This is a genomic window from Acidobacteriota bacterium, assembly GCA_038040445.1.
Taxonomy (GTDB): Bacteria; Acidobacteriota; Blastocatellia; order UBA7656; family UBA7656; genus Onstottus_A; species Onstottus_A frigus.
This window is the reverse complement of record JBBPIG010000008.1, coordinates 154984-172415: the sequence shown is the minus strand read 5'-3', so window position 1 is coordinate 172415 and position 17432 is coordinate 154984. Positions and strand designations below refer to the sequence as shown.

The 17432-nt window shown below is 57.4% G+C and carries 14 protein-coding genes; 11 read left to right on the top strand and 3 right to left on the bottom strand.

Translation table 11 applies throughout. From position 1 onward, the window contains the following. Positions 1–337: 337 nt before the first annotated feature. Both AABO57_11225 and AABO57_11220 read right to left on the bottom strand, forming a co-directional pair. Complete coding sequence (locus AABO57_11225) at positions 338–1582, bottom strand: PQQ-binding-like beta-propeller repeat protein (protein ID MEK6286304.1); 1245 nt, start codon at positions 1580–1582, stop codon at positions 338–340. Positions 1583–1744: 162 nt separating this feature from the next. Continuing rightward, positions 1745–2641, bottom strand: a complete 897-nt coding sequence (locus AABO57_11220) for a hypothetical protein (protein MEK6286303.1) — start codon at positions 2639–2641, stop codon at positions 1745–1747. Positions 2642–2997: 356 nt separating this feature from the next. On the opposite strand from AABO57_11220, the gene AABO57_11215 reads away from it, so the two are divergent. From AABO57_11215 to pyk, 10 genes are all read left to right on the top strand, one after another. Beyond that, positions 2998–4806, top strand: a complete 1809-nt coding sequence (locus AABO57_11215; protein ID MEK6286302.1) for a peptide MFS transporter — start codon at positions 2998–3000, stop codon at positions 4804–4806. A 246-nt stretch (positions 4807–5052) separates the two neighbouring features. Beyond that, a complete protein-coding gene (locus tag AABO57_11210) occupies positions 5053–7632 on the top strand; it encodes a prolyl oligopeptidase family serine peptidase (protein MEK6286301.1) in 2580 nt (859 codons plus the stop codon). 218 nt (positions 7633–7850) lie between these two features. Beyond that, complete coding sequence (locus tag AABO57_11205; GenBank protein ID MEK6286300.1) at positions 7851–9491, top strand: M14 family metallopeptidase; 1641 nt, start codon at positions 7851–7853, stop codon at positions 9489–9491. Between the two features lie 73 nt (positions 9492–9564). Next, the gene (locus AABO57_11200; GenBank protein MEK6286299.1) at positions 9565–10119 is read left to right on the top strand and encodes a hypothetical protein; all 555 of its coding nucleotides are present in this window, start codon (positions 9565–9567) and stop codon (positions 10117–10119) included. Positions 10120–10518: 399 nt separating this feature from the next. Further along, complete coding sequence (locus tag AABO57_11195) at positions 10519–10758, top strand: hypothetical protein (protein MEK6286298.1); 240 nt, start codon at positions 10519–10521, stop codon at positions 10756–10758. 471 nt (positions 10759–11229) lie between these two features. Beyond that, on the top strand, positions 11230–11481 hold the full coding sequence (locus AABO57_11190; protein MEK6286297.1) for a DUF2442 domain-containing protein: 252 nt from the start codon (positions 11230–11232) through the stop codon (positions 11479–11481). 72 nt (positions 11482–11553) lie between these two features. Continuing rightward, positions 11554–13689: a DPP IV N-terminal domain-containing protein gene (locus tag AABO57_11185; GenBank protein ID MEK6286296.1), complete on the top strand. Its 2136-nt coding sequence runs from the start codon at positions 11554–11556 to the stop codon at positions 13687–13689. Between the two features lie 119 nt (positions 13690–13808). After that, entirely contained in the window at positions 13809–13994 is a 186-nt protein-coding gene (locus AABO57_11180) for a DNA gyrase inhibitor YacG (protein MEK6286295.1), read from the top strand. 44 nt (positions 13995–14038) lie between these two features. Next, the gene (locus AABO57_11175; GenBank protein ID MEK6286294.1) at positions 14039–14653 is read left to right on the top strand and encodes a TlpA disulfide reductase family protein; all 615 of its coding nucleotides are present in this window, start codon (positions 14039–14041) and stop codon (positions 14651–14653) included. 100 nt (positions 14654–14753) lie between these two features. Then, positions 14754–16217, top strand: coding sequence for a pyruvate kinase (gene pyk, locus AABO57_11170; protein ID MEK6286293.1), 1464 nt, complete (start codon positions 14754–14756; stop codon positions 16215–16217). A 17-nt stretch (positions 16218–16234) separates the two neighbouring features. Here the strand turns inward: pyk and AABO57_11165 are convergent, their stop codons facing one another. Further along, entirely contained in the window at positions 16235–16465 is a 231-nt protein-coding gene (locus tag AABO57_11165) for a hypothetical protein (protein ID MEK6286292.1), read from the bottom strand. Positions 16466–16534: 69 nt separating this feature from the next. Between AABO57_11165 and ttcA the strand changes: the two genes are divergently transcribed. Continuing rightward, on the top strand, positions 16535–17419 hold the full coding sequence (gene ttcA, locus AABO57_11160; GenBank protein MEK6286291.1) for a tRNA 2-thiocytidine(32) synthetase TtcA: 885 nt from the start codon (positions 16535–16537) through the stop codon (positions 17417–17419). The last annotated feature ends 13 nt before the right edge of the window (positions 17420–17432 follow it).

The window sequence follows — 17432 nt, the reverse complement described above, 5'->3', positions numbered from 1 at the left end:
CGGTCAGTATCGCGCAATGCAGTTGAAATGCCTCTTTCATTCTGGTTGAACGCGCCTCCGGTCTTACCCGACCATGCCAGCCTGATTGTGATTTCTCCTTTATACGGAACGCGATTCTGCCGAACTGATGACTACGTCATTTGTGGAACGCCGATTGATAATAGAACGGCTGCCCCCGCCATTCGCAATCATAAAGCAGTACATCGAGTTGTTCTGTCGCCCTCAGGCTCCTTCGGACTAAAGCTCCCACTATTAGTTCCCACGCGTCGCCGCTGCGCTGTTGATCAGGGTTGTATCCACCTTTTCATCAGCGCGGCGGCGATCTCTTTTTAGACTGTTATTTCTTGACGGCACTCGGCGGGATGTCGGCCGATCGAGTGGTCCTGGCGACGACGAGGCCCTTATCCGTCGCGAGCACCAGCGTATCGCCCGAGAAGACAGGATCGGCAACGATCTCGAAGTCCTTTTCGAGTTGGTAGAGGTTTACACGGCGGCCGTCGGAATTCAGGAACACGGCAACGTATTCGCCTCGGAGCGGAGCAACCAGGCTCGCGTCTCCTTCTACTATCGGAGCAGAAGCGATGCGGTTTTCGAGACGCCGCTTCCAGATTCGGTCCCCGTTTGAACGTGACAACGCGTAAACGAAGTTGTCGAACGACGCTACAAGCACGCGGCCGCCGGCCAGCACCGGCGACGCTTCGACGGCAGCCCCGGTTCGCGAACGCCATTTGAGCTTGCCTGTCAGACAATCGGCCGAAGTGATGTAGCCGTCCCCCGAACCAAAGTAGATGTCGCGCGCATCGACCGCGGGCTGACCGATGATTTTGCCAACCGCTTGATACTTCCAAATCATCTGCCCGTTGACCGGGTCTACCGCGCGCAGCGCGCCGTCGTCGCTTCCGAAATAGATCGCGCGATCGGTGATACGGGCCCGGCCGTGAACAATGTCTTGAGTCTCAACCTTCCAGATCACATCCCCGCTGGTTGAGGCGAGCGCGTAGAACGATCCATCCGAACTCCCGGCATAAATCCGATTGCCGCCCGGCTCGAGAGGCGAGGCGAAAGGCCGCGGATAGTCTTTCACCCACACCGTCAGACCGGTAGCTTTGTCCACCGCGCGCAGCGATCCGCCCGCTTCTGATCCATCGTCGGCGACCTTGCGCGTTGCGATGTAGACGGAATTCTCGCCAACGGCAACCGGCACTCCGACGATTCCGCCGGGTTCGCTCGTCCACAGCAAAGATCCGCTGCCGCGATCCAGACAAATGACACGTCCGCCTGCAAGCGGCAGATAGATGCGCTCTTCGTCGACCGAAGGCGCAAGCGTCGATGCGCTCTCGGTCAAATACTGCCACGCGCGCTTGAACGGGAGCGCCAAGCGTGAGGTCGAGGCCGCGCCCGCTTCCGTGCGCGCGGCTCGATCTGGGCGGCCGGCCTTCTGTTTCGCTTCGTCTTTTCTTTCCTGCCTGGTCTGAGGTGCGCTTTCCGATTTGGGATTGGACTGGGCTGGCGTAAGAAAGGGGAGCAGAAAGATGATCGCGAAAGCCTTCAGACCTGAGCGATCAATGAATATCCTCCGCATCTGAAAAGATTCTATCCGTGCGTGAAGTGAACCGCCAAGGTTGCATGGAGTCTAGTTAGTCGACCAACACGAGATTAGACACTGGGACCTTACTATTTTGTGTCTTGCCTGGCAGGGGGATCAAACCGGTGAACCGCGACTTCAGAGATCTGTTAGCAGAATTCAACGTTCAGGGCTGGACTGCTTACTCAGCGAATAGAACCATCGCGGGCCGTCCTCGCCTTCGATTCGCACGAAATTGTCGGCCAAGAAGCCCGCTTCGATCGCCGCCAGGAAAGCAGCGCGAGTTGCTTCTCGCCATTCAATTCCCAGCTTCGGTTCACGTTCTTTGAGCGCGTTTATGTTGTGAGGTATCTCGATCGTGCATCGGTCAGCGGAGAGATTGCCCTTGAAATCCCCGAGCAGCGGGCGTGAGCCGTCGCTGTAGATCAGCGCCGATCGAATGACGGCAACACTATCGGTGGCAACCTGAGCCGCGCGGTGCGACGCCGTGCGCGAGACGCACTGCTTCACCCGGTCGCTGTTCAACAGCCATCTCACCCACAGCCGGTCCGTGCCGAAGCCGCTATGCAAAGGACTCGACGTTTGTTCCCCGTAGAAGTTCACCATGTAACGCCGCGACACCACGCCGAGCTTCGCGAAGTTCAAGTGCGCGTTCAAGCTTTGAAGCGGGTCAAACGTCCACGTGATTTCGTCGAGTCCTCTTTCAAGCACGCGCTCGCGCTGCGCAAGCTTCAAGTAGAAGCCCGCGTGAAAGTTGCGGTACTCCGGTTTGACCGCAAGCATGTGCGAATGCATCGAAGTGCGGCCTTCTTCAAAAGCAGGAAACGCGTAAGCGAACCCGATCATCAAGCCGCCTGCGAACGCGCCGAGCACTAGGCCGCCTGCATGCTGCGTTGCAATCAGCGTAGCCGCCGGCACTATGTCCAGATCGCTGAATCCCCACGCTTCCTTCTGGAGATCTTCGATGGCGTGATGTTCAGCCTCGCGCTCGACATCTCGGATATGGAAGCGCCGATTTTGAACGTCCCATTCGAACATAAGCCGCTCGCCTGCCATATCATGGAAGCTGCTCCTGCTTCACAGGGTCCTTTCGCGAAGTGACAATAACGTCGCCAGTCTAGCCAATGCCCAGTTGGTTGCCAAGTTGACGAAAGGCGGCGCCCACGAGAGATAGACCTAAGCTTCACGTGAGGACCTTTTCGATGAGGCGATGTCGTTTGAGCCGCCAGGCGGCTGTTCATAACCGCCGCCAGGCAGTTCGTGCTCAAATAGTTGTCGGCCCCGCCGCGGTCATGTAAGATCAATGCTCTCGAACTGCCTTTGATTCTCTGAGAGCTGCTCCAAGGCTCTCACTTGCGGATGAGTGTTCCGCGATCCTGCTGACGAAATCTGAATAAGGAGCCTTCTCAACTATGGCTGTCAGAACCCACGCACAGGATGTCATCACTGCTCCGACTGGTGACCTCGACAAACACCCTAAAGGGCTTTACGCGCTATTCGCGACCGAGATGTGGGAGCGCTTTAGTTTCTATTCGATGCTCGCGCTGTTCACGCTGTACATGCAGGACTCCAAAGACGGCTTTAGCTGGACTCCCGCGCAAGCGACAAGTCTCTATTCAAACTATCTGATGTTCGTTTACGCGAGCCCGCTCATAGGCGGCTGGCTCGCCGACAAAGTCTTAGGCTATCGAAAAGCCGTTATGATTGGCGGCTTCTTCTTTATGGCAGGACACGGGCTGCTTTCGGTTCCGTCGCTCTGGGCTGTTTACGCGGCGCTTACCTGTCTAGTCATCGGCAACGGGTTCTTCAAGCCGAACGTCTCGACGATGGTCGGCAATCTCTACCCCGAAGGCAGCCACCTGAAGGACCGCGCCTACAACATCTTCTACATGGGCATCAACGTCGGCGCATTCGCAGCCCCGGTCGTGATGGAAGTCGTTAAAGCGCGCTGGGGCTTCCACCCCGCGTTCGCGGTTGCTGCTTTCGGGATGGTCATTTCAGTGTCGATCCTCTGGAAATTCAAAAACATAGTCGAAGACCCGGCGGTAATCGAAGCCAGGAAGAGCGGCAAGTCACTGCCCACGGTTGGGCGCGGCGGAGAGATGGAGAAGGTCTCCGACGGTCGGCGCATCGGCGCTTTGATTGTTATCTTCCTCATCGTCATCGTCTTCTGGATGGTCTTCCACCAGAACGGCTCTACGCTGACGTACTGGGCGAATGACAACACTGACTGGGACGTTACGGGGACGATTTCCAACGCCATCAACCCATTCTGGATCGTGACGCTGACCTTCCCGCTGGTGTGGTTTTGGAAGTGGCTCGACAACAAAGGCAAAGAGCCTTCGACGCCGACGAAGATGGCGATCGGGATGACGCTGACAGGGCTATCGTTCTTAATCCTCTACGCTGGGGCACAGCTAGGCGAAGCCAAAGAGGTTACCCCGGCGATGATTGCCGAAGGCTCATTTCGCGTGAATGAACGTGTGATGGATTCGCTGCGCGCCAACGGTGTGTCGCCGGACGTTTTGGAAAAACTTAAGACCCGCAAAAACGCCGAAGATAAGTTCATCGTCAACGAAAAGAAATTCAGCGCCGACAAATCATTCAGCGCGGCTTTTGAAACCATCAAGTATGACCTGAAAGCCGACGGTTTGCCCGATGATGTTTGGAAGAAACTGAAAGATGGGAAGATTGAGAGTGGAGAGATTTCTGGAGACGGTAGATTTGCTGCCGCACTTGAGACCGCGATACAAACATTGAAGGTTGAAGGTGTGCCAGACGATGTTCTAGAGAAAATGCGTGGCTACAAAAACAAAACCTTTACCGCTCAGGAAAAGCTCACTGATGCAATTCGGAAAGCTGTCGGTGGCAACCTGGCTGATGGGTCTATACCAGCGATTATGATGGGAGGATATCTGTTCGTTGTCTCGCCGTTCTGGCTGATCCTGGCCTACGCCGTGATTTCTCTTGGCGAATTGATGCTGTCGCCGATGGGCTTGTCGCTCGTATCCAAGGTCGCGCCGCTCCGTGTCCGCGGCTTGATGATGGGCGGCTGGTTCGTCGCTACGGCAATCGGCAACAAGCTGACGGCAATCGGCGTCTACTGGTCCATCTGGAGGCAGTCATCGTTCTTCATCATCCTCGGCACAATGGCGCTGGTGATGGCGGTCGTTTTGACGCTGCTTCTGAAACCGCTTAAAAAAGCCATGCCGGGAGTTTGATCGCGTCGCGCCGGGTCAGACGACAACGGCCCAGCGGTCACGGACCCGGATTCAGGCAATAAAATTGACGGGAGTCTCGTAGGACGTCTGCCCGTAGGACGTCTGAAAGCATGGTTCCAATCATCTACGGGACGCGTGCCGTTGCAGCACCCCTCTTCCCGCCGCTGAAGCTGCTGGGCTATGATACAAACCCCGTTCGGGGCTCGACGATTCAGGTATAAAACCGCTCAAGATCTTGGAGGGCTCATGGATAATTCTGAAGGACGCTGCAAGCGGAGTACGATTCTTTGCTTAATTCTTTTCCTCATCGCAGCGCAGATCGCTCCTGCTGTTGCCCGGCAAAAAGGTCCGGGCTCGCCGGCCAACGGCGGTTCCGCGAACGGCAAGTTCGCGCTTACCATCGACAACATCATGCGAGGGCCTGGCCTTGTCGGCAACGAACCCCGCGCCGTTCACTGGTCGCCGGACAGCCAGCGCATCTTTTTTCAGTGGAAGCAGGCAGTCGAGCCGCGTGAGAAGGACTTCGATACCTACGTCGTCAATCGCGACGGCAGCGGTTTGAAAAAGCTCAGCGAAGAAGAAGCCAGGAAAGCGCCTCCAGTCAACGGCGAGTTGTCGAAAGACAAGAAGCTCACACTCTTCGTCGACAGCGGCGATGTGTTCGTCTACGACAACGCCGCAAACCAGCGGCGGCAGATTACCGCCACCAACGACGCGGAGTCGAACGCTCACTTCACACGCGGCCAGAAGCACGTCTATTTCACACGCGCTAACAATCTCTACGTGATGTCGCTCGAGACGGGCTCGCTTGTGCAAATGACCGACATCACAACCGGAGGCGCCGCGGCCCCGCTCCCAGTTGCCGGCGTCGGCGGCGGGTTTGGACAAGGCCAGGGCAGAGGACAAGGCGGCGGCCAGGCTGCCCAGCGCGACACTGCCGCGCAACAGAAAGGGACCGACAGCCAGGAGTATTTGAAGAAAGAGGAGCGCGACCTGCTCGATGTGATCAAGCGCCGCGCTGAGAAGCGCGAACAGGACGAAGAGAAGCGCAAACGCGAGCGCCCGCGAAAGCCGTTTCAGCTTACAGCGCGCCAGACCGCGGTGAACCTCCAGCTCGCGCCAGATGAGAAGTCTGTTTTCGTCACCGTGAACGAGCTGGGTGACGGCGCAAAGAACACGATAGTTCCGAACTACGTCACCGAGACCTCTTACACCGAGGACATCGGCAGCCGGTCGAAGGTCGGCGATATGCAGAATCGTTCGCGGCTCGCGATTGTTGCCGTCGATAACGGTGAAGTGAAGTGGGTCGACCACGGACAGAAGCAAGCGCTGGCCGCCAGCACCGAGTCTCGAACTGAGCGGACCGCAACTGACCAGCGCGACGGCGAAAACCGCGAGCAGCAAGGCGGCGCGCGCGGCGGTCAAGGCGAACGCCGCACGAACGAGCCGCGAGAAAGGGACGCCCAGGTCTCGCAGCCGATCTGGTCGGAAGACGGAACCAAGGCTGTCTTGATGGCTCGCGCGGCCGACAACAAAGATCGATGGGTGCTCGCGCTGGATCCTGCAACCGGCAAGACGCGCGTGATAGCCGCCGCGCACGACGACGCGTGGATCGGCGGGCCCGGTGCGTTCACGCTAGGTTGGATGAAGGACAACAAGAGCATCTACTTTCAATCCGAGCGAACAGGCTACGCGCACCTGTACACAGTCGCCTACGAAGGCGGCGAGCCGAAGCAACTCACTTCGGGCAAGTGGGAAGTCACCGGCGTTCAGATGTCCGATGACAAGAGCCGTTTCATCCTGACGAGCAGCGAAGTTCATCCCGGCGAACGTCACCTCTACTCAATGCCTGCGGACGGCGGCGAGCGCACGAAGATCACTTCAATGCCCGGCAGCAATCAATCATTTGTTTCGCCGGATGAGAAGTTGCTGGCATTGATCTACTCCTACAGCAACAAACCGCCGGAGCTTTACATTCAGGAGAACAAGCCCGGATCGCAAGCGCTGAAGGTCACGTCGTCACCGGCGCCTGAGTTCTGGAATTACGGCTGGATCGAACCGCCGATCGTGACGTTCAAAGCGCGCGACGGCGCCGAAGTCTACGCGCGATTGTACAAGCCGAAGACCTTCAAGAAAGGCGGGCCGGCGGTGATATTCGTTCACGGCGCCGGCTACGCGCAGAACGTGCATCGCTACTGGGCGAGCTACTATCGGGAATACATGTTCCATCACCTGCTGATGGAGAACGGCTTCACGGTGATGGACGTAGACTACCGCGCATCGTCGGGCTACGGCCGCGATTGGCGCACGGCGATTTATCGTCACATGGGCGGCAAAGACCTCGACGATCAGGTCGATGCCGCGCGTTGGCTCGTCAGCGAGCAGGGCGTTGACGCGAAGAAGATAGGACTATACGGCGGCAGCTACGGCGGGTTTATCACGCTGATGGCGCTGTTCACTCAGCCTGATGTGTTCGCGGCTGGCGCGGCGCTTCGTCCGGTCACCGACTGGGCGCACTACAACCACGGCTACACGTCGAACATACTTAATGTGCCGCAGAAGGACGCCGAGGCTTACAAGCAGTCATCGCCGATCTACTTTGCTCAAGGTTTGAAAGGCGCGCTGTTGATCTGTCACGGGATGGTTGATGTGAACGTGCACTTTCAAGACACGGTGCGACTGGTGCAGCGATTGATCGAGCTACGCAAGACAAACTGGGAGCTTGCGGTGTTTCCGGTTGAAGACCACGGCTTCGTTGAACCGACGAGCTGGGCCGATGAGTACAAGCGGATATTCAAGCTGTTTGAAACAAACTTGAAGCGCTGACTTCAGGCGCTCGACTAACCAACGAAGAGGCTGAGTCTTTGAGACGCCAATCTGGCACCTCAAAATTGAGGTCACAATTTGTGACCTCAAACATTGCACCCGAGAGTGCTGACTTGATGTCGCATTCTGCGATATCAAGCTGGACTCAATCCGAAGTCAACCAGACGCAAGACCAAGTTGGTTGAACGCAACTGATTGGCCGATACCGTGATATCGTTATGAGGACCGTCAACGTTATTGCAGCCATCTCGCTGCTCAGCACTATGTCGCTAGGCCAGGACAACACTTTGAAATCCCGCGCCGAACTCACCAACTACGAAGAGACCAGCCGCTACGATGATGTGTTGCGCTTCTTCGGTGAGCTCCAGACGCGAAGCCCGCTCGTGCGCATCGAGACCTTCGGCCATTCAGTCGAAGGGCGAGCGCTGCCGCTTGTCATCCTCAGCGATCCGCCGATTTCCCAGCCGCGCGAGGCGAGAGCTTCGGGCAAGCCGATCGTCTTCGTGTTCGCTAACATCCATGCCGGTGAAGTCGAAGGCAAAGAGGCGATGCAACACCTGGCACGGCGAATCGTGCTCGGCGAGATGCGCTCGCTTCTGGACAAGCTGATCATCCTTATCGCGCCGATCTACAATGCGGACGGCAACGAGAAGATCAACGTGATGAATCGCACGGCTCAGAACGGCCCGCTAGGAGGCGTCGGCGTGCGCGAGAACGCGAAGGGGTTGGACCTTAATCGCGACTACATGAAGCTGGAGTCCCCCGAAGCTCAATCGATGGTTCGGCTGTTCAATCGCTGGGACCCGCATCTGACCGTCGATCTGCACACGACCAACGGCTCGTATCACGGATATCATCTGACCTATTCGATCCCGCTCAACCCGGCGATCGATCCGCGAATCATCGCTTATCATCGCGAGAAGATGATGCCGGCGATAACCAAAGCCATGCTCGCGCAGCACAAGTTTCGAACTTACTACTACGGCAACTTCGAAGGCGAGGCGCCCAAACCCGGCGAGCCCGACAAGCGAAGATGGGAAGCGTTCACGCACCAGCCGCGCATCGGGCAGAACTATGTTGGGTTTCGCAATCGGCTGACGATCTTGTCTGAAGCTTACAGCTATCTCGACTTTCGCCGCCGCGTCGAAGTGACCGAAGCCTTTGTCGAAAAGATTCTCAAGTACTCTGCGACGCACGGCTCTGAGTTCGTGCAGCTCGCCAATCAAGTTGATCTCGACACGATTCGTCGAGGCCTGAACGGTCCGCCTTTTCAGATGGGCGTCGAGTACGAACTGAAACCGCTTCCCAAACCCGTCGAGATTCTGGTCGGCGAAGTGACCAAGGTAAAGAACCCGCGTTCGGGCCGCGATATGACGGTGATGCTCGAAGACAAGTTCACGAAGGTTGCGATGCAGGACTTCGGACTGTTCGCGGCGAAGCGCAGCGTTCCGACCGCCCGCGCTTACATCTTCCGCCGCGAAGACGGAACTCGCGCGGTGATCGAGAAGCTGCTTCAGCACGGCATCGCAGTCGAAGAGATGACGTCGCCGCTGACGACTGAAGTCGAGAGCTTCGTGATTGACAGCGTGAAGAAGGCCGGTCGAGCATTCCAGGGTCACACTGCAGTGACGCTCACTGGTCACTACCAAAAAGAGACGATGACATTTGCCGCAGGCTCGATCATCGTTCGCGCGGCTCAACCGCTGGGCACGCTCGCGGCTTACTTGCTGGAGCCTGAGAGTGATGATGGGCTGACGACTTGGAACTTCCTGGATGCCTATCTCGGAGAGGGCAAGGTTCATCCGATCTACAAGGCGATGAGCGAATTGAGGGCAGCGAGTCGGAGCTTGCCTCAATAGGAGCGACTATTGCGAATGGTTTTGTGTGACTGAGGCAGTTGGTCGGCGAAGAAAATGGAGGTTGAAACACTCAATGGAGCCTGCTTTTTATCCGGTGCTCGGTGCACTGATTGGCGCTTTGGCAGTGGTCGGCGGGGCGTTGCTCAACAGTCAGCGTCAAGCTCGGTTGGAGCGCGAGAAATGGCTCCGCGGGCTATCGGACGCCTTCGCAAATGACATACGCTCTGCTGTGAAGGAGTTGGCGACGGACCTTGCAAAGGCCTCGCACTCGATGTGCTGGCTTTGTTGGTTAGCCCGATATGGGCCATCACGCTTAACTCAGAAACGAATCGACCAGTACGATGAGGAGATTCATGCGTTGCTGCCGCGGATCACTGGTCTACACGCGGTGATCGCCGGAATGGATCAGAGAGTCTACGCTGACTTAGCACGACTGGTGGAACAAGCCATCGAGATGGATGCTGCGATCGGCGACGCGGGACTGCGCTATGTTTCCGGGAAACCGGAGACTGCCGCCGAACTCGCCAAGTATCATGATAAATCGGCGGCGTTGGAGAAGGAACTGCCTCGCGTAGTGGCTAAGGCAATCAGTGGGTATGCGATGTTCGCCAACGCCCGCCCCGCATAACCCATAGCTGGGCAACAAGTCTAGACTCGGGCGAACAGCGGACCGGTAAGTGCGGTTCGCGTGCAGTTCGGGTGGGAGGCCGCAGCCGACGCTGCGTAGTCTTGTGCGCACACTCGCCTGTATAATGCAGCGGGTAATGGCATGAGCGAGAGACTATTTGCAATCCGTTCCATCGATCATGATGGGTAAACCCGTTGTTGCCGGTACACGCATCACGGTCGAACTCATCCTTGAGAAGCTTGCGGCTGGGGAACCATTGATCAAATACTGGAGGCCCACGGCCGCCTCACCCTAGAGGGCGTGCTAGCGGCTCTGGATCTTGCCGCAAGGTTGGGTTGTGCGGGAAAATGAAGTACGAAATAACAGGATTGTAGAACTCTTCTCGGAGGGGTTGGGGAAATGGAAACCGTAACTCTACGTGCTCATTTTGACGGCAAGCTGATCGTCCTGGACGAGCCGTTTGAGCTTGAACCAAACACGGAACTGATTGTCACTGTGGTGCCGCGCGCTTCCGACGAAGAACGCGAAGCTTGGTCGTGGCTTGCCTTAGAGAGTCTAGCGCGGGCTTACGGTGATGATGAGCCCGAGTACTCACGCGACCAGATCAAGGAAGCGAACGCCGAATATGCAGGAAGGTGATGTAGTCATCGTGGCAATGCCACAAGCTAACGGAGTGGTCAAGGATCGTCCAGCAATTATCTTGCGCGCGATGCCGCCTTTTCGGGATATGCTTGTTTGCGGTGTGAGTACGCAACTGCGCCACGCCGTCAAAGACTTCGATGAAGTAATCTCTCCGGCAGACGCAGACTTTGTTGGAAGCGGACTGAATGCTCGGTTCAATTGGTTCGATTTCCTCTGAACGTCACAATCGCCTTCTGCAAAGATTGAGCGACTATCTGATTCACGGCTGAAACCAAATACAAACCCATCCGGCATGACCACAAAGCCTTTCTCAGAAAAGCAAAAAGGCGCAGCGGTTTTCAAGAGTCCTATCGAGCGCTCGCCGTTGAATACGAAGTTGCGAGCGAAATGCTCGCTTCTCAGATGGGCACATCCAAAAGCAACGAGCCACGCCTTGAGAAAATCGATCCGCTAGAGTGAGGAGGCGCTATGGAGTTTCTGCCGACAGTGATTGAAGCCGAGTACCGCGGCGGGTACTTGATAAAACTTACGTTCAACGACGGAGTTGAGGAAACCATCGACTTTGCGCAATGGCTGGAGGGGCCTGTATTCGAGCCCCTAAAGGATGTTCATTATTTCGAGAGGTTCTTCCTCGAGGGTGGTACAGTAACGTGGCCCAATGGAGCCGACATCGCCCCAGAGACGCTGCACGAGTTGGCGAAGTCGCGTCAAGCCGCCTGACTCGTCCCCAGCGGACGCATCGACTGTGATCGATATAGTCAGCCATTAGGCACTTCATAGAAGGAGACTTGGATGATCAAGAACAGAACCCTCTGTCACGGTGTTGTTGCTGCGCTGCTGCTGACGCTCGGGATCTTGCCGATAACTTCGCGCGCGCAGGATCGTCTCAAGACGATGCCCGGGTACGACCAGTACCAGAAGATGTCCAAAGAAATTCCCGGCTCGGTCAAGCTCGCAGCTTTGAACGTCAAATGGCAGGATGACGGAAAGGCTCTCGACTATTACAAAGACGGCAAGACCTACCGCTATGACATCGCTACTCGCGCGGCCACCGAAGCCGGACTGGCGCCTCCCGATGCCGAGAGACCTAGCGGTCGCAGACGGGCGGGCGGACCCGAGCGCGGGCGGCAGTATTCTTCGGCTGAATCGCCCGACAAGAAGTTCAAAGCCTTCTATCGCGATCGCAATCTCTGGTTGAGCGACGCACTCTCCGGCGAATTGGCGATCACAATCGATGGCAACGAGAAGGCCCGCACCAAGTACGGCACCGGGAGCTGGGTCTACGGCGAAGAGCTCGATCAGGTAACGGCGATGTGGTGGTCGCCCAACAGCAAGAAGATCGCCTTCTATCGTTTCGATGAGAGCCCGGTGCCGGATTACTTCCTGCAGCTCGATCAAACCAAGCTTCAAAGCAAGATGGACGTCGAAGCCTATCCGAAGGCGGGTGTGAACAATCCGATCGCGGACTTGCTGATCTACGACGTCGATACGAAGAAGACTGTGAAGCTCGACATCCGAGACGGCAAACCGTTTGATAACTCGGTCGTCGGACATTACGCCTATAACGTGCAGTGGTCGCCGGACAGCAGCGAGCTGCTATTCAACAGAACAAACCGCCGTCAGAACATAATGGAGTTCACGGCTGCGAGTCCCGAGACCGGCAAGTGCCGCGTCATCGTTCGCGAAGAGTGGCCGGCGAGTTGGACCGAGAATCACCCACCGATGAAGTTTTTAAAAGACGGCAAGCGGTTCATCTGGGAATCCGAGCGCAACGGTTGGAAAAACTTCTACCTCTACGATCTGAGCGGAAAGCTGATAACGCCTCTTACTAATCACCAGTTTGAAGTGGGCGCGATTGTTAAGCTCGATGAGGGGGCCGGGCTGCTCTACTACATGGCTCGCGACGGCGACAATCATATGAAGCTTCAGCTTCATCGCGTCGGGCTTGATGGCAAAGGTGACAAGCGCCTGACGGATCCGGCCTTCAACCACACTGTAGACGTTGCGCCTGACGGCCGGCACTTCATCGACGTGGCTCAAACGCACGATACGCCACCGGCGACGCGCTTGATGGACGGGGACGGCAAACTGGTTGCCGAGCTTGCAAAGAGCGATACGGCCAAGTTCGACCAGCTCGGTCTGAAGCGCGTCGAGTTGATCAAGTACAAAGCCGCCGACGGCGCGACTGAGCTGCACGGACTGCTGCACTTTCCGTCGAACTTTGATCCAAGTAAGAAGTATCCGCTGCTGGTCAGCGTGTATGCCGGTCCTGCGACGAACGGCGCGCGCGAGACATTTACTCTCCCAAGCACCCTGACTGAATATGGATTCCTCTACGCCACGCTTGATTCGCGAAGCGCCGCGGGACGCGGAAAGCGGTTTCTCGACGCGATCTACTTGAAACTGGGCGTGCCCGAGATCGACGATCAGGCCGCCGGAGTGAAAGCGCTGCGCGAGAGACCTTATGTTGACAAGAACCGCGTAGGCATCTTTGGCACATCTTATGGCGGCTACGCTTCGGCGCTTGCGATCTTGCGTTATCCCGATGTGTTTCAAGCTGCGTCGGCTTCATCGCCGCCGACTTCGTGGTATCACTACGACACGATCTATACTGAGCGATACATGTGGATTCCTCAGGAGAACAAGGAAGGCTACGAAGCTGGCAACGCGATCAACTTCGCGGACAAGCTGAAGGGCCGATTGATGATTTACTACGGCACGGCTGATAACAACGTGCACCCGAACAACGCGATGCAGCTCATTCAAGCTTTGCAAAAAGCGGGTAAGAGCTTCGAGGTGCAGGTGGGTCCAGATCTGGGTCACTCGGGTCTTCGCCCTGACCGGATGATGGAGTTCTTCATCGAGAACCTGGTGATGAACGAACCCGCGCGTTCGGGCGCTATGGTTACAAACTCGACGCAGCGTTAGAACTCAGGCAAAGCCACATAGACGCCGAGTACGTGGGAACTCCTTTCTCGCGTGCTCGGCGTCTTTGCTGTTCAGCAGTCGGCCTGCTTCGTAGTATCATGCCCGAGGCAAACCAAACGATGGATTTGAATATGAAGTGCCCAATCTGCGGAAAGCCGACCAAATGGCATGACAATCCCGACCGGCCCTTTTGCTCCGAGCGGTGCCGCGTCATCGACCTGGGCAGGTGGGCTGGCGAGGAGTACAGCGTCTCGATCCCGCTGAGAGACGTTTCCGAAGATACCGAGCAACTGCAGCAGGATTGAGAATCCGACTTCACGTCCCCCCACGGCGATCTCTGGAGGTAGTGATGGCTGAGAGCAACACGCAACCCACTCTATGGACACCGGGTCGTATTATTGCCACCTTAGTCGTGGTTGTTCTGATAGCGACGATCGGCTACACCCTGCTGACTGCTCATCCCGATGAGAAGGCCGACTCGATGGTGGTGCTTCCGGGCACTTCAGTTTCAAATCCCGCATCGAAGATCGTGCTTGCTGACTTCGACGTGCGCACGGTCGATGGCCGGACGATCAAGCTCTCGGATTATCGCGGCAAGGTGTTGGTGATGGACTTCTGGGCGACGTGGTGTGCTCCGTGCCGGCTTGAGACTCCTCAGCTCGCACGGTTAGCGAGGGAGAATCGTGACCGCGGGCTTGAGGTCATCGGCTTGCACATAGACGATCGAGGCAGATCTTCGCCTCAGGACATTCGCAAGTTCATCGACAACTACGGCATAACCTACACGGTAGGTCTGGCCACAGAAGAAATGTTCACCTCTTACCTGGGCACCGAAGACGATACGATCCCGCAGACGCTGGTATTCGGCCGTGACGGCCGCTTGATCAAGCACCTGAGTGGCTACAGCCAGTCGCACGGAAAAGAGCTGGATGAAGCGGTGAATCAAGCGCTGGCTGGGTCATAACCCTGGGAGCGCAGGCATCCCTGCCTGCCTGGCCTTCACGAGGAAGAGAATAGCCGTCATCGGAAAGAGGCTGCGCTCCCAGGTCGCCCTTACACGTCTTATGCGTCGAGCGAAAATAGTCGCGACAATCGGTCCGGCATGCGATTCGGAAGCACGGCTCCGAGAACTGATGCTCGCCGGGATGGATGTCGCTCGCATCAACATGTCCCACGGCGAGCGAGAGCATCACGGCGAGATCATCGCTCGCATTCGACGCGTTGCCGATCAACTCGAGAAACCAGTAGCGGCGATGCTCGACATCTCCGGCCCGAAGATTCGCACGGGCAAGCTTCGCAACGGCAACGCTCTTCTCGAGGACGGCGCCGAGGTTCGAATCATCAGCGAAGAGATCGAGGGCGACGCCACCCGCTTCTCGACCAACTATCAGCTTCTGGCTCGCGACGTTCATCAAGGCGACCGCATTCTCATCGACGATGGCCAGATCGAGCTTCAAGTCATCGACACCACACCAAACGAAGTCACTGCGCGCGTGATTCACGGCGGCGTCCTGTACGATCACAAGGGCATCAATTTGCCCGGCGCTCGAGTTTCGATTCCCTCGATCACCGAAAAGGACATAGCCGATCTACAATTCGGAATTGAACGGGGAGTCGATCTCGTTGCCCAGTCCTTCGTCCGCAGCGCGGATGACTGCCGCCGCGCGCGTGAGCTGATCAAACAGTTCGGCGGAAACGCGCGGCTGATCGCCAAGATCGAAAAGCCGGAAGCTGTCGACGACTTCGCAAACATCCTGGACGTCGTGGACGGCGTGATGGTCGCTCGCGGAGACCTCGCGGTGGAGACTTCGCCTGAACGCGTGCCGGTGCTGCAGAAGAAAATCCTTCGCGATTGTTTGATCGCTCAAAAGCTCAGCATCACTGCGACGCAGATGCTTCAGTCGATGATCGACAACCCGAGGCCCACTCGCGCCGAAGCGTCAGACGTCTCAAACGCGGTCCTAGATGGCTCGGATGCCGTGATGCTTTCGGGCGAAACCGCAGTGGGCCGGTTCCCTGTCGACGCGGTGACTATGATGGACCGGATCATTCGCTCGACGGAAGAGATGGATGTCCCCGCGAGAGAGCTGATGAGGCAGTCTGTGTTCGACCGGCAAACCGGTTCTTACGGACGGGCGATCGCCGAGGCCGCGGTCCGCGCTGCCGACGAAGTGGGCTGCCGTTCGATTGTCGTAATCACTCAGAGCGGGAATATGGGCCGGCACATCGCCGCGCTTCGACCGAGCCAACGAATAATCGCGCTTGCGCCCACCGAGCAGATCCGCCGCCAGCTCTCGGTCAACTGGGGAGTCGAGCCTTGTGTGCTCGACGGCGTCAACTCGGTAGTGAATGGCTTGTTGCCGCTCGCGGACCGCGCGCTACTCGATCTCGAGCTAGCCGAGCGCGGCGAGACAGTCATCGTAATGGCAGGCCGGTTGAGCGACGCGGTAATCTCGTTGTCGATGAAGATCCATTGCGTCGGAGAACTGACAACCCCAGCCGCCCCAGCCGACGATGAGGGGCAATGAGAGTCGCAAGCATCCCGCTACGACACAAGGTACCAGGAACCGTCACTCGTGCGGACAACTTCAAGCACCAACCCCTCGTCAGTCAGGAGCTTGTAACGCCGCGTTTGTTGACGCGACGAGAGCGATTCCTCGACGGACTCGGCTAGCACGAGAGCCACGACGTGCTCGCGCCAGTTGAAACGGATTCGCCTTGGCGACTCTTCGGCGCGCGTGCCGGCGTAACATTCAACTCTAATCGGACAAGGCATCATAACTGTGATAAGCCGGGCTGTTCTTGGCAGGCGCTAGCGTCGCTATGCTAGTATCAACCTTCCTTGATGTCAAAGACCAACGTACAAAACAAAACTGAGAAGCTCGAGCAAAAGCTGCTTCGTGGAGTCGGCCGCGCCATCGCCGACTTCAACATGATCGAAGACGGCGACCGCGTGATGATTTGCCTAAGCGGCGGAAAGGACAGCTACACGCTTCTCGCGTTGCTATCAGACCTCCGGCGCCGCGCGCCGGTCAGATTCGATTTGCTTGCGGTGAACCTCGATCAAAAACAGCCCGGCTTCCCCGAGTACATCTTGCCAGAATACTTAAAGGCACAGGGTGTCCCGTTTCGGATCATCGAGCGCGACACTCATTCAATCGTGAAATCGGTCGTGCCTGAAGGCAAGACGACTTGCGCTCTGTGCTCGCGGCTGCGTCGCGGGATTCTCTACAACGCGGCGGTCGAAGAAGGCTGCACGAAGATCGCCCTGGGTCATCACGCGGACGACATCCTGGAAACATTCCTGCTCAATCTGTTCTTCAGCGGCTCCCTGAAAGCGATGCCGCCGGCTCTTCGAAGCGATGACGGACGCAACATGGTCATCCGTCCGCTCGCCTATTGCTGGGAGTCCGATGTCGCAGCGTTCGCCGAAACCCAACAGTATCCGATCATTCCTTGCGATCTGTGCGGTTCGCAGGAGAACCTAAAACGCAAGCGAGTAAAGCGGCTGATCGACGAACTTCAGTGTGAGATTCTTGAAGTGCGGAACTCGATGCTGAAGGCGCTCGCCAACGTCAGGCCTTCGCAGTTGCTGGACAGGCAGCTTTTTGACTTCGAGTCGTTGTCCGCCGTTAGAGCTGATCTCGCCGATGAACTCGATGGTGTGCTCAGCGCGCATAGCGACCCGCCTGCTGCGACGCTTGCGCCGGTGACTCTCAACGCCCTCTGATCCGACTACGCGC